The organism is Bremerella alba, assembly GCF_013618625.1.
Taxonomy (GTDB): domain Bacteria; phylum Planctomycetota; class Planctomycetia; order Pirellulales; family Pirellulaceae; genus Bremerella; species Bremerella alba.
Genome location: NZ_JABRWO010000021.1, coordinates 32,058 through 50,478, shown reverse-complemented (window position 1 = coordinate 50,478; position 18,421 = coordinate 32,058). Strand labels below are relative to the sequence as shown.

The following is an 18,421-nucleotide window of genomic DNA, read 5'->3' as shown; positions in this document are numbered from 1 at the left end:
GATCAGCTTGATCAAACAGCAGAAAAGCAAGGAAAGCATCGTGATGCGGCGGCGTATGGCAGGCTGGAACGTGAACTTCCTAGCGGAAATCATAGGCCTGCCAACGACTTAGTATGCGTTAGCCGTGGATTGTCGACCGAGCCGCAGAGTTCGGTGTCAGTACCGGGGCGGTGTCGGTCGACATGGCCCGCGTTCTTCAACGAAAGAAGGCGATGGTCCACGATCTCGCCGAGATTCATCAGAAACGGTTCGCGGCGAGCGGGGTTCCGGTTCTTTACGGTAAAGGCAGTTTCCTCTCGAACACCCTTGTCGATGTAGCGAAGCGGGATGGAAGCCGTCTGACCGTGCAAGGCGAGCGTATCTTCATCGCCACCGGATCACGAGCGAGTATCCCCGACGTCCTTGGATTGCGGGAAGCAGGACCAATGACCCATGTTGAAACGCTCGACTTGGAGCATGTACCCAATCATCTTGCCATACTAGGCGGTGGTTACGTTGGCCTGGAAACGGCTCAAGCACTCGCCCGACTCGGTAGCCGCATCACAATTGTGGAAAAAGGGACGCGACTATTGCCACATGAAGACGACGATGTTTCCGACGCAATTCTCGAGATACTTAAAAGGAACGGAATCGAAATTTTGCTGGATACGAATTTGCAACACGTCGCAGGTCGTAGTGGAGAGGAGGTAATGCTGGACGTGATCAGCCAAGGTCGGCCTACGGTATTGGAAGTGAGCGACATTCTCGTTGCAGCCGGCCGGACTCCCAATACGGATCGACTAAATGCCATATCAGCCGGCGTCGAGTTGACCGAACGGGGGCATATCAAAGTAAACGAGCGGTTAGAAACGACAGTCGAAAACATCTGGGCCATGGGGGACGTTGCCGGTAGCCCAATGTTCACCCATGTCAGTTTGGACGACTTTCGAATCGTACGCGACAACTTGCAGGGCGGAGATCGGAGCACTAACGGACGACTCATTCCGTATGTTCTATTTACTGACCCGCCATTGTCACGAATAGGGCTGACAGAGACCCAGGCGAAACAACAAGCGATTCCCCACCAAGTGGCAACGATTCCCATGGCCGCCATCCTGCGTACCCGTACGCTCTCAGAGACTGAGGGGTTTGCGAAGATTATAGTTGGTCACGATAGGCGAATCCTTGGTTTTTCTGCACTTGGTGTTGAGTCATCTGAAATGTTAGCGGCCGTGCAGACCGCCATGATCGCCGGACTGCCTTACCATACAATTCGAGACACGATTTACCCCCACCCAACGCTTTCCGAAGGCTTGGGAGCACTGCTTGCTAGTATCAACATTTAGCCATGTGTTAAGTGCGTTCCGCTTGTCGAAGTCGCGGCAAGCACTGCTGAACAAGCTTCCGAAAATTCGGCATGGTCGGCGATATCGAGTCATTGCGCCAACACATTACCAAAGGGATCGGTTCTATGGCCGGCGAAATTGGAATGTAAGCGACTTGTCTGCGACGAAGGTTCCGCACGCCTTCAGGAATGATACTCACTCCCTGTTCAGCAGCGACCAGCGTTAGTACGGCTGTCATAAGTTCGGGCGATAGTTTGACATCAGGAGAGAAGGCATGCTCGCGACAGGAATGAATAATGTGATCGTACAGCCCACATGCCACTTCTCGGTTTAAGAGTACGAACGGTTCGTTTGCCAGGTCAACTAGCCGAACTCGTTTGCGAGTGGCAAGTCGATGTGTCTGGGGTACGACAGCGAAGAATCGTTCTCGAAACAGAACTTCCTCTGTCAATCCTAGATTGCCAGACGGTAGTGGGCGAGTGAATCCAATATCAAGCTCATCGTTTGCAAAAGCAACCAACTGTCGATCAGGAGTAAGTTCGTGCAGATGTGTGGTCACCTTGGGATATTCCAATCGGAAACTTCGGATGAGATCAGGAAGAAGATACATCATCGGTGCCGCGAAAAATCCCACCCTAAGTTGCCCCAACTCTCCCCGCGAGGCGTTCAGTGCTTTGCTCTTCGCTTCATCCGCAGCCTTCAGAATTGCTCGGGCTTCCTTCAAGAAGAGCGAACCTGCCGGCGTTAACCTGACAACCCGTTTGTTACGAAACAACAACCTTGCTCCGATTTCCTTTTCCAAGTCCGCAATTTGGGTGCTTAGTGCCGGTTGAGCAACAAACTGAGATTCAGCAGCACGAGAAAAGCTGAGTTCCGTCGCGACGGCAACAAAGTAACGCAAATGCCGCAATTCCATGAAACGCCCCTTATACGTTTTTCACATGACTGTATTCGTTTTTATATATTTTATAAATCACAATCGCAATCGCTATGATTCCCTGTGATCCCTCACGGTCCCTGCCAAAAGAGAACACCAATGACAATAGATCCCAACGACATCTTGTTCCAACCTCTGAATTTAGGGGCGATCAAGATTCCACATCGCGTGATTATGGCTCCATTAACGCGTGCCCGGTCAACCAATCGAGTACCGAACGAGCTAATGGTGGAGTACTACCGGCAGCGTTCTAGCGCAGCCTTAATCATCTCCGAGGCCACCGCGATTAGCAGCCAAGGATACGGATGGCACGGTGCTCCGGCAATTTACACGTCTGATCAGGTTAACGGGTGGCGGCATGCTACCAACGCAGTTCATGCTGCTGGCGGACGCATCTTTCTCCAACTCTGGCACATGGGCCGTGTATCTCATCCGGATTATAACGAAGGTCAGCTACCGGTCGCTCCAAGTGCTATCCCGGCGATCGGCGAAGCGCATACAGCAACTGGCAAGAAGCCATTTGTTACTCCTCATGAACGAACAATTGCCGAAATACGAAGCATCATTGACGAGTACGCTGCCGCAACGCGTCGAGGTCGTGAGGCAGGCTTCGATGGGGTCGAGATACATGCCGCCAACGGCTATTTGATTGATCAGTTCCTTCGCGATGCATCGAATCAACGCTCAGACGAGTACGGTGGATCGGTGTCCAATCGCCTCCGTTTCCTTTGAGAAGTCGTGGAAGCGGTTACTTCCTCTTGGTCTTCAGATCGCACCGGCGTTCGCCTTAGCCCCACCATGAATGCCCACGGAATGCGAGATAGTAACCCGGGATCGCTATTTATCCAGGCCGCCGATATGCTGAGTACGTATGATCTATCCTACCTTCACGTTGCCGAGGCGATTCGACCAGGTAGATTGTTCAATCCGGATGCCCCGCGCGTAACGCCATTTATTCGGCAAACTTACGATGGAAACCTGATTGCCAATGGTGGCTACGACAGGCAATCGGCAGTTGCGACAATTGAAGCTTTGGACGCCGATGCCATTGCGTTTGGACAAAGCTTTATTGCCAATCCCGACCTTCCTGCTCGCTTCGAAGCTAACGCACCATTGAATTCGTCGGATCCAGCGACTTTCTATACTCCGGGGCCGAAGGGCTACACGGACTATCCAATCATGACGCAGGTCACGTAGTTCCACTTGAATTTCACGAAGCGATACAACTGACGAATTCTTAAGGGTCACTAGAGCCATGGATAAACTAACTTGGATACTTTTGGCTTTGGCAGCCGGGTCTGCACTGCCGTTGCAGGGTGGCGTCAATTCCAAACTTGGAAAAGCACTCGCAAATCCTAGCTATGCTGCGTTAGTCTCCTTCTCTGTCGGTGCCTTGGCGCTGATGGCATACGTACTGGTAACAAGACAATCACCTTCCTGGGAAGGCGTCAAACAAGCATCGTGGTTCTACTGGACCGGCGGAATCCTCAGTGCTGCCTACGTCACCACAGTTATTTTGACGTTTCCCAAGCTGGGTTCCGGATTGACATTTGCCTCGATCGTTGCTGGGCAAATGATCATTTCGTTGATATTGGACCACTTCCATGTCTTGGTCGCCCATCCACAACCCATCAATCTTGGCCGAGTGCTTGGAGCGGGTCTTATTGTTGGCGGAGTGATCCTTCTTCAGCGATTTCAGAATGATTCCACACCGCGACAGAGTACAAATATGTAGCTGAACTTCAGCTACGATCCCAAAAACTCCCTTCCATCTCAAAGTGATTCCTATGACGGTTTCCTACAAAAAGCTATCCAAAGACGACGCGACACTGCTCTTGGTCGATCATCAGTCAGGCCTGATTTCACTTGTTCAAGATTTTTCTCCGGACGACTTCAAAAACAACGTATTGGCTCTTGCGGACGTTGGTAAGTTCTTTGAGTTGCCAACGATTCTAACCACGAGCTTTGACGAAGGCCCTAACGGTCCGATGGTTCCCGAGATCCTCAATCTATTCCCGAATGCCCCATTCATTCGTCGCCCCGGTCAGATCAACGCCTGGGATAACGAAGAGTTCGTTCAAGCCATTAAAAACACCGGACGTAAACAATTGATCATCGCAGGGGTGGTAACTGATGTCTGTGTTACCTTCCCAGCCCTATCAGCGATCGAAGAAGGTTTCGACGTTTTCGTTGTGACAGATGCCTCGGGAACATTTAATACAACCGTTCAACAGGCAGCCTGGCAAAGAATGTCGGCGGCCGGCGTACAACTCATGAATTGGTTCTCGGTCGCTTGTGAACTGCATCGCGATTGGCGAAATGACATGGAGGGATTGGGGACCCTCCTTTCGAATCACTTGCCCAACTATCGCAACTTGATGACCAGCTACAAAATGCTGCAAGCGGCCAAAAAGTAGTACTTCGCTTTCTCGTCATCGCCCACGGGATCGGAAGACTCGAATCGGTGCAAACGCATGGTTGCACTTCGAAATAGGGTTCGGAGAGTACACCTCAGGAGTGACTAAAGAGTCAGCACGAAGAGGCTGACTCTGCGGGGTAGCTGCGGCGAATTTTTAGTGATTGTGCGTGCCGAAATTAACTTGTGCAGAGATTCCATTTGGAGAGTTGCTTACAAAATGAAAAGCACGCGAATGGAAGCGTTCAGTGACGGCGTGTTGGCCATTGCTATCACGGTGATGGTACTCGAGATGAAAGTTCCGCATGGAACGGATAGAAACGCACGTAGGTTGGCCTGCACATTCCGATGCAGTCGCTTACTACCATCCTGATCCAGGATGCACAAGTACATCCTCTTAGTGTGCAGATCCACGCCACATTAGAAACGGTGTTACCCGTCGTAGAACCTTATCATGGTTCTCCTTATTCAAGAGCCGTTGGGCCTCAACACCACTTGAAGGCCCATGCGGCAGTAGCTGCTGCGACGGAACCACGCATGACGGGTTATACCGAGAGTTAATGCCAAAAACCGTCCTCACAACTCTAAAATGTTTGCCGGAATTTCGCTTGACAGGCTCAAAGCAAGGCATCCTCGCAAATTTACGAAAACGAGAAAGCTCAATGAAAGACAGAGAAATTCGTTGCCATAAGAAATTCCTGAGAGCTACGATTTACATTACAGGCGATGCATTCTCAAGGGGCGAATCTGTCCATTCTTATCGGGGAACATGATGAAATCATATTGGATTGCAGCTTTGGTGTTGTCGGGCATGGTTGCCCAAACCAATCTGGTTAAAGCAGCCGAACTCTCACCGGACCAGGCGAAGAGTATTGCCTCGGAAGCGTACATCTTTGGTTATCCGCTCATCACCATGGAGATCACCCGCCGTGTGATGACGAACGTCGCTGAGCCGAAAGACACCCATGCCCCAATGGGACAGTTCGCACGCTTGAGAGAATACCCAAACGCAGAGTTTCATGATGTCACGGCACCAAACGCTGACACGTTGTACACAGTTGCGTGGGTTGATGTAGCTAAGGAACCATGGGTACTAGACCTGCCGGACGCGAACGATCGCTACTATCTCTTCCCTATGCTCGATGGTTGGACTGATGTCTTTGAGGTCCCTGGAAAACGTACTACCGGGACCGGACCGCAAACCTATGCCATCACGGGTCCTGGTTGGGACGGAAAACTTCCCGAAGGAGTTACCCAATACAAAAGCCCGACGAGCATTGTCTGGCTGTTAGGGCGTATCAATTGCACCGGTACCGAGGAGGACTACGCGGCAGTGCATAAACTTCAAAATGAGATCTCCGTTGTGCCGCTCAGTTCTTATGGCAAGTCGTACACGCCACCAGTCGGGAAGGTGGATCCGTCGATCGACATGAAAACGCCCGTTCGTGAGCAAGTGAATTCCATGGACACGGCAACCTATTTCAATCTGCTTGCTTCGCTGATGAAGGACAACCCACCGGTTGAAGCGGACGCCCCGATCGTCAAAAAGATGGCCAGCCTGGGGATCGTTCCCGGCGAGCCCTTTGCTTTCGATAAGCTTCCGGCCGACGTGCAAGACGCCCTCAAAGATGTACCCGAAACGGCCTTCAAAACGATTATCGGTCACTACGATGACGCGGGCAAAAACATCAACGGCTGGCTCTTTACCACCAAGACCGGACTGTACGGAACAAATTATCTCCAGCGAGCTTTCATCACGGCAATTGGCTTAGGAGCGAATCGCCCACAAGATGCTGTCTACCCAACCTCAACCAATGATTCCAAGGGAGATGCCTACGACGGGAAGAAGAAATACATAATGCACTTTCCCAAAGGACAGATGCCGCCTGTCGATGGGTTTTGGTCATTGACTATGTACAACGACAAGTACTTCTTCTACGGAAATGAGCTGAACCGCTATACGCTTAGTGCTCGTAATGATCTGAAGAAGAACGCTGATGGTTCGGTTGACCTTTACATTCAGCACGAAAGTCCCGGCGCAAAGAAGGAATCAAATTGGCTTCCTTGTCCCGACGACAAGTTCATTTTAATGCTTCGCCTCTACTGGCCATCTGAGAAGAACCCGTCCATTCTCGACGGCACCTGGAAGCCACCCGCCGTGGCTGCCGTAGAATAGCGTCCGACCGCTCAGACCCCGTTTTACGGGGCACGCATAACTTTGAAAAAGAGCACGTCACTTCGGCAGTGGCTTGGTCGGTTCTAATCGGCAAAACCATCAGCAGGGACAGCAAATATGGTTCCCTGCCACTGGACTACGTAGAAGACAGCCAAGAAGCTAGATTTAGGCATCTTCATAAATTCCTAATCGCCCCGTTTCATTTGAATGAATCGTTAGCTCAACCGTCAGTTTCCCCTGGCCGCTGAGAATAACTGGAATTCTAGAAGTAACTTCGGGAGTTAGAGGATACATGGCTAATCAACATGTGTTAGTCAGTGACCAAACAGTATCTGGATCTCATGACCAGCAGCGCACTCCGGACCAAGAGATTGCGCAAATTATTGACGCGCCTCCGGTCGTCGTAGACCAGCAGCTTAAGGGAGGAACGCGGCTGACTCGGTCCTGGAAGCATGGTGAAATTCATGACTTTCTGCCGGCGATGAATCAGCATGTCGTCATGACGTACTACGGCGAGGTACAACCCATTACCTTGCTGTCTGGCGGTAAACGCTTCAATGCCCGGACTCGAAAGGGTACGGTTACAATTATCCCTCAGGGGCACGATGGTCGCTGGGATTTGGCTGGCCCCATTGAAGTTTCTCACGTCTATATTCCTCCTCAGCGTTTGCAGGAGTGTGCCGACCAGTTCGCCGGCGGAAGACCGATCGAGCTCGTGGATCGAGTGGGATTTGAGGATCCGACGACCATGCGTATTCTCGAATTGCTCCATCGCGAAGTGAACTGCGACTCTCAACCAAACACACTCTTCGTGGAACAAACGCTGGATCTACTTTGTACGCAACTGATCCGAGCTCACTCGTCCGTCCAATCATTGCAGAATGCTTCCACGCCGAAGGGCTTATCGCTGCGACAAGTTAAGGAGGTCACCTCGTACATGCGGGAAAACCTCGAACATGAAATTACCTTGGACGATTTGTCCGGCTTGCTTTCTATTAGTCGATTTCACTTCGCCACTGCGTTTCGGCAAGCGACCGGTATGACTCCACACGAAGCTCTGGTCGCCCAACGCATGGAAGCCGCCAAGAGCTTGTTGACCAATCGGGCGTTGGAAATCACGCAGATTGCGTTGTCAGTCGGCTATGGGACGCCATCTTCCTTTACGGCGGCACTTAGAAAGGCTAATGGCGTTACCCCCACTGTTTTCCGGCAGAATCTTCCTTCGCCCGGGGCTCCTTAAGTCGGTTTTCCTAAAGTCATCGCAATCTAGCGATAGTCACCGCAATCGGTGAACAGCCGGCCCGGACGCATAAGCCCATAATCTCCTGAGTAGTCGACGCGGAACAGTTTCGCACGACGAAAACTCAAAGGAGATTTGCTATGAAAACTTGGTTCATTACCGGAGCTTCGCGAGGATTCGGAGCTCTCATCGCCAAACAAGCTCTGGCCTCTGGAGACAACGTCGTTGCGACCGCCCGGAACCCTCAGGGGGTTGTGGAGGCAGTTGGCAGTCATTCCCAACTGCTCGCGGTCGCCTTGGATTTGGCCGACGAGATGCAAGCCCACGCAGCCGTGGCAGCAGCTGTCGAACGTTTTGGGGGAATCGACATTCTCCTCAACAACGCAGGTTTCGGACTTTTGGGAGCGGTCGAAGAAGCGACCGCCGAGGAAGTCGAACATCTCTATCGTACGAACGTCTTCGGTTTGCTCAACGTTACCCGGGCGGTCTTGCCGCAAATGCGTCGGCAGCGAAGCGGGCACGTTCTCAATATATCGTCGAGCGGCGGATACCGAGCAGGCGCAGGTTTCGGAGTGTACTGCTCAACCAAGTTCGCAGTCGAAGGTCTAAGCGAAGCGTTGGCCGAAGAACTCTCACCGCTAGGCATTCGGGTAACGATCGTCGAGCCAGGCTATTTCCGGACTGACTTCCTTGAAGCGAAGTCGCTGCTGGTTAGTCCGACGCGCATTGAAGATTACAACGCGACGGCTGGGACAACGCGTCAACGAGCCGAACAGGTCAGCCGCCACCAGCCGGGCGATCCGAAGAAGTTCGCCGTCGCGATGGTACAGCTGGCCGGAAGCCAAGACGCTCCGCTCCGAATGCCGTTTGGCAGCGACGCGGTGGCCGCGATCGAAGCCAAAAATGCCTTTGTCACCGCCGAACTGACGAAATGGCAAAGCCTGTCCGTCGGTACCGATTTTTAAGTCTGTATCACATCTAACATCTTTAAAACTATTTCCATCAATTCTAAGAGGAGCTAAATCATGTCCCATTCTCCAAAAGTTGCTATTGTTACCGGCGCGTCGCAAGGCATTGGAGCCGGCCTCGTCACCAGCTTTCTCGAGCGAGGCTATCATGTCGTCGCCAATTCGAGGCGCATTGAGAGGACCCATGATTCCGAACGCTTGCAATCAGTTGCTGGAGATATTGCCGATCCCGAGACGGCGCGAAAGGTCGTCAGTACTACAATTGAGCGATTCGGCCGTGTGGATACGCTCGTGAACAACGCGGGAATCTTCCTCGCAAAACCTTTCGTCGACTATTCCGAAGAGGATTTTACGAAAGTAATGTCGGTAAACGTCGCTGGGTTCTTTTACGTCACGCAACAAGCAGTCCGACAGATGCTCAAACAGGGAAACGGACATGTCATTCAGATCACGACTTCGCTGGACGAGCAACCAATCAAAGAAGTTCCTTCTGCCTTGGCTAACCTGAGCAAAGGGGGCCTTAATTCGGCTACCCGTGCGCTGGCCATCGAGTTTGCCGACCGTGGCGTGCGAGTGAACGCGGTCTCGCCGGGCGTTATCAAAACTCCGATGCATACCCCCGAAACGCACGATCTTCTGTCCGCATTGCATCCGATGAAGCGAATGGGAGAAATCCTCGAAATTATCGACGCTGTGATGTACCTTGAATCCGCGAGTTTCGTTACCGGTGAGATACTCCACGTTGACGGCGGCCAGCACGCGGGCAAGTGGTAATCGCCTTCGTTTTTCACAGAAGCGGCATTCATGCCAATTTAAATTGAGGCTTCGCGGAATCTTGCTGAAGCCTTGCGACATCCAAGTTTCTAATTCAGGCACATACCAAAGTTCGTGAGATTCTCAAAGGAGAAACGTGATGCCAATCATAACGATTCAGATCACCGATGAGGGAACTTCTCGACAGCAGAAAGCAGAATTAATTCGCGGCGTGACGGATGTCGTTGTGCACGTTCTAAGCAAACCGCCTGAATTAACGCACGTCGTGATTCAGGAAATCAGCACTGACAACTGGGGTGTCGCTGGTTTACCAACTCTGGAATATCGCCGTCAGGCGGGAGCCCCACATGAATAATTTCATCCAACGACTTGGTATTCGTAACCCAATCATCCAATCTCCGATGGCCGGAGTATCCACGCCAGCATTGGTTGCGGCTGTGTCGGATGCTGGTGGATTGGGATCAGTCGCCATCGGTCATCTTGGTCCTGATGCGGCCCGATCGGCGATCGAAGCCGTACGAAAATTGGTAAAAGGCCCCTTCAATGTTAACGTCTTCTGCCATCGTCCAGCGAGACGAGATGCAAATAAGGAAGCGAAATGGTTGCATCACTTAACACCACTCTTCCAAGCGTTTCATTCGGAACCTCCGCAACTACTGCGCGAAATCTATCGCAGCTATGTGGCGGACAAGGCCCTTCAAGAAGTGATTCACGAGGAATGTCCGGCCGTGGTTAGCTTCCACTTTGGCCTGCCTTCGGCGAATCACATTCGAGAACTGCAGGCGCGTGGATCGTGCATACTCGCAACAGTCACGAACCTTTCGGAAGTCGTATTGGCTGAACAGGCCGGAGTCGATGCGATCGTGGCTCAAGGCTATGAAGCTGGCGGGCATCGGGGTGTATTCGAACCGGAAAGTGAAGACGAGAAGCTGTCGACGTTGGAGTTGACTGGAAAACTTTCTCAGCACACAAACCTACCGATTATCGCCGCCGGGGGCATTATGGACGCCCGCGATGTTACCGCTGCCATCTCAAGTGGGGCGAGCGCTGTTCAGGTGGGTACCGCCTTTCTCCTCTGCCACGAAGTCTCCCTCGATCCCGGCTACAGTGCGGCGATTAGAGACGTCTCAAATCGCCGCACGACGATGACACGAGCGATATCGGGTCGACCGGCGCGTTCGGTTGTCAATGATTTCACCAAGTTTGGCGACACGATCGCCTCGACCAATACGATTCCAGACTATCCCGTTGCCTACGATGCCGGAAAATCCCTTCGCATCGCAGCGGAGGCAGCAGGAAACCAACAATTTGGCGCCCAATGGGCGGGCGTCGGAGCCACGAAGTGTGAGGCGATTCCGGCGCGAGAGGTAATCGCCCGAATGGTAGCAGACTTACCTACTTAACAACATCAAATCAATTAGGAAATGAAAGATGTCGAATACACGATACGAACCTACGCGAACAGGGCTGCTATTGGTCGACCCTTACAACGATTTCCTGGCCCCAGAAGGCAAACTCTGGCCATATGCAAAGGAAGTTGCAGAGTCGGTAAACATGCTCGCCCATCTGCGATCGATCATGGATGCAGTTCGAGAAGTTGGCACTCAGGTCTTCTTCGTTCCGCATCATCGTTGGGAGCCAGACGACTACGAAAAGTGGCGTCACGCCAATCCCAGTCAACTCGCGGCGGCTCGTCGACAGTCATTCGCCAAGGATAGTTGGGGTGGAACGTTTCACGATGATTTCCAGCCGCAGTCGGGCGACGTCATTATTAAAGAGCATTGGGCGCAAAGCGGCTTCGCAAATACCGATCTTGATCATCAGTTGAAAGAACATGGGATTGAGAAGATCGTCCTGATAGGCATGCTTGCGAACACTTGCATCGAATCGACTGGACGTTACGGCATGGAACTCGGTTATCACGTCACTCTTGTAAAAGATGCGACAGCCGCCTTCAGCCAAGAGGCGATGCATGCCGCACATCATGTCAACGGTCCAACATTCGCCCACGAGATCCTCAACACCAGTGAATTCGTTAATCGTCTCGGATCGTAAACACGGTATGCCTATTTCAAGTTTAAAAGGAGAGATCAATGTCTCAGTTAGAAAGGAACCTCTATACCGCGAAAGCCCATACAACAGGCGGGCGAGATGGAGGTGTGTCGCGAACTTCGGATCATCGCCTGGAGGTCAAGCTCACAAATCCAGGAGCCAAAGGAGATGGAACAAATCCAGAACAATTGTTTGCGATGGGGTGGTCAAGTTGCTTTCTATCTGCCATCAAGCTTGCAGAGGCGGCGAAGAAACTCCGATTATCTCCCGACACAGCAGTGGATGCGGAAGTCGATTTGAACACGAAGGACGGCAAATATTATTTGGCGGCCCGTCTGTACGTAACCTTGCCTGACATGGAAGCTCGATCGGCCCAGGATCTTATCGACGAGGCCCATCGCTTGCGCCCATACTCGCGTGCAGTTCACGGCAATATCGAGGTTGAAACGAAGCTGGCCGAAACTGTCGCGTAACGTGAACAGTTCACCTCGGCCTAGGTTTATCTCTTTGCTAAGTTGAAGGAGCGAGCTGTGACGACCAGCACCTATTATCGAAAGACAAAGATCGACGGCATATCAATTTTTTATCGTGAGGCGGGGGCGAAAGATTTACCCCCTTTGCTCCTGTTGCATGGACTTCCTTCCTCGTCGCGGATGTATGAGCCACTCTTCAGTCGGCTCTCGGATCGCTATCGCTTGATTGCACCCGACTATCCGGGCTTCGGCCATAGCAATTGGCCTGATCCCGAGCACTTCGACTACACCTTCGAGACGATTGCATCGATCATGCTTCGTTTTGTGCAACAGATCGATCTAGCCAGTTACACGCTGTACATGCAAGACTACGGCGGGCCTATTGGTTTCCGCATGGCCCTGACCCATCCTGAACGAATCGCGGGATTGATTGTACAAAACGCGGTTGCTCACAACGAAGGCTTAGGAACTAGCTGGGATCTACGGCGGGCATATTGGGACAATCGGGCTGATCATGAGGAAGCGATGCGAAACAATTTGCTATCGCTGAGTGCTGCAAGACTTCGTCACGTGGGGAGTGACCCAAGCGTTGAATTGTACAACCCTGATCTCTGGACGGATGAGTTTGCGTTCTTATCCTCGCCAGGGCAGTTGAAGATTCAAAGTAATCTTTTCTACGACTATCGAACGAACGTCGCTGAGTATTCGAAGTGGCAGCGATGGCTACAGCAGACCCAGCCTAATCTTCTGGTTTTGTGGGGTAAATATGACCCGTCGTTCGATCCCGGCGAGCCTGAGCGATTTCGGCACGACGTTCCGAAAGCACAAGTTCACATCCTAGACGCAGGGCACTTCGCGATTGATACCAAGGCGGATGAAATTGCTGCATTAGTCAATGACTTCTTAAAATTGGCCGCTCCATAGTTGCCTCAACAGAAGCTTGGGAGTGACGAAATGATGCCAAAGACTTCTGTTTGATGTCGGAATCTGAGACCGATATGCGTCGACATCGACCGTGTCGTTGTTCTCTAAAACTGTCCAGGACGAACCGTCAGCCCGCGTCCCGGGAGTTGTTTGAGGCTTGCCGCTTGGGAGGTGCCTCGTCGAAGCTACGTCGGCAGCACGGACACTTGCCCTCAAAACCTCGTGCCAGCGTTCTGAACGCCGAAGGCTGCGGCAAGGAAAGGATCGCCCGGAATGCCAAGGGGGAACGATGAGCGTAGTGGCGGTAGGTGATTCCGCCAGCTGAGTGGCCGAGGATTTCCACCGACGATTCCGGGACGTGCTCGTCGTAATAGGTAACGCACGTCTTACGAAGGTCCTTCAAAACCCATGGCCGTTCCTTCCCTGTTTCGATACTTCGTTTTGGATTATTCCGGCTAGTTGACAAAGATGCCGAAACCAGTTGTTGGGGCGAGTGCCACCTCCCGCGAAGACCATTGCGTCAGGCTCGACACTCTCAGGGCAAATACTCTTCAGATGAAGGCGAACCGTGCGATTCATTGGACGCCAGAACGTTTTGCCCGTTTTGACACGACGGTAGTAGAGCCATCCCCAGGGACAAGGTTCTTTGAGTTCGGGATCTGGTGATCGTCGCCCCCAGGAGATATGCCGCCAGCGAATCGGTTCGTGGAACGGTAACGTCTTCCAGACGGTTCCAGTGTCGACACCATAGTTGAAGAAGACGACCAGCGCAGCTCTCCAGTAGCGCCCCGCGGAAAATAGGCTCGTGCCACCCTTTGGGCCGACGCATTTGATGCGTCGCGAAATACAAGGCGTTGATTTCTGATTTGGTCAGATAATGCCTGCCAGCAACATCCCGCTGCGGCTTGAGTTTGGGAAAGCGGGGTAATGAATCCACCAGGTCATGTTCTCAAGCCCATGAAAGCGCCGCGCGAAGGTGCGATCGAATCTTGTTGGCGGTTCGACCAGGATTGGTTCCCTGTCGTGTCGCGGCGTCCTCGTGAACCCAGTCGAGAAACTCTCGGATTTCCTTTCTTCCGAGCTCCTCCAGGGGAACCGCTCCATCCCAGCGAGACCATTTACGGAGCGTGGTTAGATACTCTTCGCGGGTTCGCTGGGCGGGATTTCCTGAACGGAGATACTTTGTGACAAGGGATTCAAGCGATGTCGGCATCGTCGTTCTCCCACGCTACCGGCGTCACTCCCGTTATCCGATCCGTACCTTCCGGCCGCGCGAATTGTGCATCCTGCCGAGACGAGGGTCTTGTAGATGTGGCTCGGGACGATCAACCGGGCCAACTCTCAGGGTAATTGCCGGAATTGCCTCCTGTGAAGATATTCAGCTTCCCCAGGACGCCCGCGGTCACGCCCTCCTGAGGTGACGATATTTTCTCGAGATCAACTTCGTTTCATCAAAGACAACCAACAGCGTTTCAACAATCTCTAACTTGAAGTCGTGTCATTTAGTAAGTCGGCGGCGATTATCAAGTCCGGCGTCGTTTTACCTTCTGTGTAGCTGCGATACACGTCATTAAGGACGGCGTACGCTTCGACGCTTCGACCATGATTATGCCACATACGTGCAATGCTTATCGACGCCCGGAGTAACAGAGATTTTGCTTGTTGAAAGCGAGCCTGTTCCATGGCCCGCTGGAAGCATGCCTCGGCATTCAGCGTATCACTCGGATCAACCCGCAGAAGAAATTCTCCCTGCAACCGATGCATTTCCGGTTCACAGAAATGAATTTCGGTAGCTCTAGCAAGGTCGATCGCTTCAGATAAAACAGCCAGCCCGTGGGCCCATTGTCCAGACTTGCCATACGCGTCGGCCGACACCAATAAAAGGTAGGAACGCCAATGAGCTTTTACGGCACCTCCCGATTCGAAACCTTCGCGGATCTGAATTACGCCATCGCCAACTTGACCCAGTTCAGCTAATGCCCACCCATGCAAAACCATTCCGCCTGACAAATAGAAGAATAGCCCTTGATCGGCGGCGAGTGTTTGTAACTCCTCCGTAATCGTCAGAACCTCACGAGCGTTCTGGAGAAACTGATGAACCATGGCAACGGAAAATTGCGTATGAGCCAAGCTCGTTGGGTGACCGATTTTTCGGGCCAAGGCAATCGCTTCGCCGGCACGCTGAATGGACTGGTCTGGGAAACCAAGCATCCACAAGGCTTTGGCAGAAAATGCTTGACAGCACGTGCAGGGATCGTGGCCACCGTAAAGCAGCGCGTGCCCCCGATGTTCGTTGATGTCGTATGCTGCGATAGCTTGCTGAAGATGCTTTTGAGCCGATTCCCAGTCCCCTTGCAATCCATACGTGGGCCCAAGGGCATGATGGGCCTGAAGCAGCTGTCCAGAATCGTTCACGCCCTGGGCCAGAGACAGAAGTTTATGACCTTCATTCAATCCTTTTTGGACCCTTCCTCGGGCGATACGAAAGAGAAACAGTCCCCATAATGTCGCGAACAGTTCCGGTGAATCCGGCAACTGGCGAGAAAGCTCTTCAGCGCGGGTGTACGCCGTCTCAACCTCCAGCGCCGTCCAGTCGTCTGTAGCGAAAAGAGCAGGACCCAACGTAATTTGTAACGCGAGTTCCATTCGATCGCGTTCTGGCGTCGCCGGCAATGCTTCTAAGGCTTTCAACCCGCGCCGTGCTAAAGAAACGACTTCTTCGTTCGCAAAAAGGCGAGCGGCCTTTCGCGCAGCCTTCAGAAAGTAACCCGCAGCCTTAGACATCTCCCTTGCTCTTTCGAAGAGCATCGCTAACTCGGCCGCAACAGCTTCAGTGTCGCTGGTATGAAATGCCAGCAAAGCTTTAGCGACGGCAGCACTCAGCGCTGCGCGGCGCGTAGGACGGAGGGAAGCCTCCAACATGTTTTGGTAAAGAACATGAACAAATCGATATCTTAGGGTGATCGTCTGATCGGCGAACGTCTGTTCCCGCTGCAACTGAATGAACGCGTAGACCTGCTCAAGTTCGTCAAGTCGTTCTTCGACTTCCACCGTATCTCTTACCAGCACATTCGCCACGACGGCTGAATCGAATTCGTAACCTTGAACGCTTGCAGCAACCAGCAATTGAAGATCCCCTTCACTCAAGTGGTCGATCTTGCGTTGAATCATTCCCCGTACCGATTCGGGGAGATCGTGACCCAGTTCTTGAATCGATTTCGATATTCGCCAAGTGCCACCCTGCTTACTCAAACCTCCTTGGTCTCTCAGATACCGTAGAAGATCTACCATGAACAAAGGGCTGCCTTCGGTCCGATCATGGACGAAAGCCGTGAATGCTTTTGGAAACTGGTGTTCGGGGAACTCAAGATCCAGATAACGAGCGAGATCGTCTTCGCTCAAAAATTCCAGGCAAATTTCTCGACAAATTCGTCTTGCCTGCAGGTCAAGCTTTACTTTTTCCCAGGGGTGATTCGCCAAAATTAGTTCACTTTGGCGATACGTTAGAACAACCAGGACGCGGAACTCCGAGCATCGGCTCCCCAGGTAAGCCAGCAAATCAATCGTCGCCGTATCCGCCCAGTGAAGGTCGTCAATAAATAAAATCAGCGGAGCTCGTTTTGAAAGCTCACGAAGATAGGAAAAGAACTCACGCTTAAGACGTTCCTGCGAGACGGCTTTGGTTTCGGCCAAGGTAATCGTCAGCGAAGAGTCATTGGAGGCCAGCGGTACGATCTGCTCGTACCAATTGGGTGCTGTCGACTTCATCGTTTCAGCAGCGAAATTGGCTTGGTCACCTTGGAGGAGACTCTCCAGCGCATCAAGCACCGGAAGATAAGCTTCGGCCCCCGCTAGCCGCTCTGAACATTTACCCTTGGCGAGAGCAAACGTGCGGCCCGTTTCCACGAGTTCTCGAAGAAACTCGTCGAGAATAGTCGTCTTCCCAATGCCCGGCTCTCCGGTCACACAAATGACTTCGCCCTGCGACGCAGATACGGCATCGAAAGCACGAACAAGGTCCTCGATTTCATCTCGTCGTCCTACGGTATGACAGTCCTCTTTTGATCTCCTCGAATGCGTCATCCAGAACTGTGGCGTCCCCGTCACTTCGACTAGAATAGTACGCCGCAAAGTAACAGCGAAATCTGCTGCTGTCGTGTACCGATCTTTTTGCTGCTTTGAAAGAGCCTTCAGGCAGATTTGTTCTACTTTCGGTGGGATGTCACCCGCGAGTTGCCGAGGAGGTTGTGGAGCGTCATCGCGTACCTGGCGCAACACTTCGCTCGTTCCGGTAGCATGAAATGGAACGCGACCGGTGAGCATCTCGTAAAGAACGACTCCCAGACTATAGATGTCTGTCCTTCCATCCATTTGATGGGCGTTGCCTGAAGCCTGTTCGGGTGACATGTACCAGGGGGTGCCTGCCACAATGCCGAGCATGGTCGTGCCGCTGGCTCGGTTCTCGTCGAGCGCAAGTCCAAAATCAACCAGCACCGGCGTGTCATCCCCCAGCAAAATAATGTTGGCTGGCTTTATGTCCCGGTGGATCACGCGCCGCGCATGAGCGTATGCAAGCGCGTCTGCCACGCGTGCAGCGAGCAAGACGGACTCCTTCCAGTCCAGACGCTGGTTCTTCAATCGCTGACTGAGATCAGGACCATCGATGAATTCGGAAACAATGTAACACTGCCCCTCGTGTATACCCACATCGTGCACAGCGACAATCCCTGGATGCCGAAGTTGAGCCAGCCTCCTCGCTTCGCTCAGAGCGTCGACACCGGACTGTGCCTCGCGGCGATCGGGGCGAATCAGTTTGATAGCTACCGATCGATCCAATTGAGTATCTCGCCCCAGGTATACCGTGCCAAATCCACCTTTCCCAAGCGTTTTTTGGATGGTGTAGCGACCAACCATCGACGGCTGTACCGTCGCTCCTTCCTCCTGGCATATCTCGTCTGCATTGCGCGTCGATAGCAGGGATTGAATCTGGAGGTCGAAGCGTTGAAAGTCTTCCCATCTTCGAAGAACCTCGGGCAACAGATCAGGAAAACTTAGGCAAACTTCTTCCGGTGTCTTTCCCGAACTGAGAATCTCCTCTAAGAGCTCAAGTACCTTGGGGTCGCCAGTCATGTTACA

Annotated in this window: 16 protein-coding genes and 1 pseudogene; 14 read left to right on the top strand and 3 right to left on the bottom strand. The window is 52.6% G+C overall.

Annotated elements, in window-relative coordinates:
• The first annotated feature begins 182 nt into the window (after positions 1–182).
• Positions 183–1,325 carry an FAD-dependent oxidoreductase gene (locus tag HOV93_RS24685; RefSeq protein ID WP_207399226.1) on the top strand — a complete coding sequence of 381 codons (1,143 nt, stop codon included), beginning with the start codon at positions 183–185 and terminating at the stop codon, positions 1,323–1,325.
• Between the two features lie 7 nt (positions 1,326–1,332).
• On the opposite strand, the gene HOV93_RS24680 is transcribed toward HOV93_RS24685, so the two are convergent.
• Positions 1,333–2,241, bottom strand: coding sequence for a LysR substrate-binding domain-containing protein (locus HOV93_RS24680; protein ID WP_207399225.1), 909 nt, complete (start codon positions 2,239–2,241; stop codon positions 1,333–1,335).
• A 120-nt stretch (positions 2,242–2,361) separates the two neighbouring features.
• Here HOV93_RS24680 and HOV93_RS24675 point away from each other — a divergent pair.
• The 13 genes and pseudogenes from HOV93_RS24675 (at position 2,362) to HOV93_RS24615 (ending at position 13,285) form a co-directional block, all read left to right on the top strand.
• Positions 2,362–3,459: pseudogene (locus HOV93_RS24675) on the top strand (alkene reductase).
• Between the two features lie 58 nt (positions 3,460–3,517).
• The gene (locus tag HOV93_RS24670; RefSeq protein ID WP_207399224.1) at positions 3,518–3,997 is read left to right on the top strand and encodes a DMT family transporter; all 480 of its coding nucleotides are present in this window, start codon (positions 3,518–3,520) and stop codon (positions 3,995–3,997) included.
• A 52-nt stretch (positions 3,998–4,049) separates the two neighbouring features.
• Positions 4,050–4,679 (top strand): isochorismate family cysteine hydrolase YcaC, encoded by a 630-nt coding sequence (gene ycaC, locus HOV93_RS24665; RefSeq protein ID WP_207399223.1) that lies wholly within the window; start codon positions 4,050–4,052, stop codon positions 4,677–4,679.
• 219 nt (positions 4,680–4,898) lie between these two features.
• Positions 4,899–5,051, top strand: a complete 153-nt coding sequence (locus HOV93_RS26680; protein ID WP_207399222.1) for a TMEM175 family protein — start codon at positions 4,899–4,901, stop codon at positions 5,049–5,051.
• Positions 5,052–5,447: 396 nt separating this feature from the next.
• On the top strand, positions 5,448–6,854 hold the full coding sequence (locus HOV93_RS24655) for a DUF1254 domain-containing protein (protein ID WP_207399221.1): 1,407 nt from the start codon (positions 5,448–5,450) through the stop codon (positions 6,852–6,854).
• Positions 6,855–7,146: 292 nt separating this feature from the next.
• Positions 7,147–8,094 (top strand): AraC family transcriptional regulator, encoded by a 948-nt coding sequence (locus HOV93_RS24650; protein ID WP_207399220.1) that lies wholly within the window; start codon positions 7,147–7,149, stop codon positions 8,092–8,094.
• A 140-nt stretch (positions 8,095–8,234) separates the two neighbouring features.
• Positions 8,235–9,059 carry an oxidoreductase gene (locus HOV93_RS24645; RefSeq protein WP_207399219.1) on the top strand — a complete coding sequence of 275 codons (825 nt, stop codon included), beginning with the start codon at positions 8,235–8,237 and terminating at the stop codon, positions 9,057–9,059.
• 60 nt (positions 9,060–9,119) lie between these two features.
• On the top strand, positions 9,120–9,836 hold the full coding sequence (locus HOV93_RS24640) for an SDR family NAD(P)-dependent oxidoreductase (RefSeq protein WP_207399218.1): 717 nt from the start codon (positions 9,120–9,122) through the stop codon (positions 9,834–9,836).
• 139 nt (positions 9,837–9,975) lie between these two features.
• A complete protein-coding gene (locus HOV93_RS24635) occupies positions 9,976–10,191 on the top strand; it encodes a tautomerase family protein (RefSeq protein ID WP_207399217.1) in 216 nt (71 codons plus the stop codon).
• Positions 10,184–11,239 carry an NAD(P)H-dependent flavin oxidoreductase gene (locus HOV93_RS24630; RefSeq protein ID WP_207399216.1) on the top strand — a complete coding sequence of 352 codons (1,056 nt, stop codon included), beginning with the start codon at positions 10,184–10,186 and terminating at the stop codon, positions 11,237–11,239. Before HOV93_RS24635 ends, HOV93_RS24630 begins: the two co-directional genes overlap by 8 nt.
• A 28-nt stretch (positions 11,240–11,267) precedes the next feature.
• Positions 11,268–11,891: a cysteine hydrolase family protein gene (locus HOV93_RS24625; RefSeq protein ID WP_207399215.1), complete on the top strand. Its 624-nt coding sequence runs from the start codon at positions 11,268–11,270 to the stop codon at positions 11,889–11,891.
• Positions 11,892–11,929: 38 nt separating this feature from the next.
• Complete coding sequence (locus HOV93_RS24620; RefSeq protein ID WP_207399214.1) at positions 11,930–12,361, top strand: organic hydroperoxide resistance protein; 432 nt, start codon at positions 11,930–11,932, stop codon at positions 12,359–12,361.
• Between the two features lie 57 nt (positions 12,362–12,418).
• Complete coding sequence (locus HOV93_RS24615; RefSeq protein ID WP_207399213.1) at positions 12,419–13,285, top strand: alpha/beta fold hydrolase; 867 nt, start codon at positions 12,419–12,421, stop codon at positions 13,283–13,285.
• Between the two features lie 949 nt (positions 13,286–14,234).
• Here the strand turns inward: HOV93_RS24615 and HOV93_RS24610 are convergent.
• Together HOV93_RS24610 and HOV93_RS24605 are read right to left on the bottom strand one after the other, a co-directional pair.
• The gene (locus HOV93_RS24610; protein WP_207399212.1) at positions 14,235–14,498 is read right to left on the bottom strand and encodes a phage integrase N-terminal SAM-like domain-containing protein; all 264 of its coding nucleotides are present in this window, start codon (positions 14,496–14,498) and stop codon (positions 14,235–14,237) included.
• Positions 14,499–14,767: 269 nt separating this feature from the next.
• Positions 14,768–18,415: a serine/threonine-protein kinase gene (locus tag HOV93_RS24605; protein WP_207399211.1), complete on the bottom strand. Its 3,648-nt coding sequence runs from the start codon at positions 18,413–18,415 to the stop codon at positions 14,768–14,770.
• Positions 18,416–18,421 lie beyond the last annotated feature (6 nt).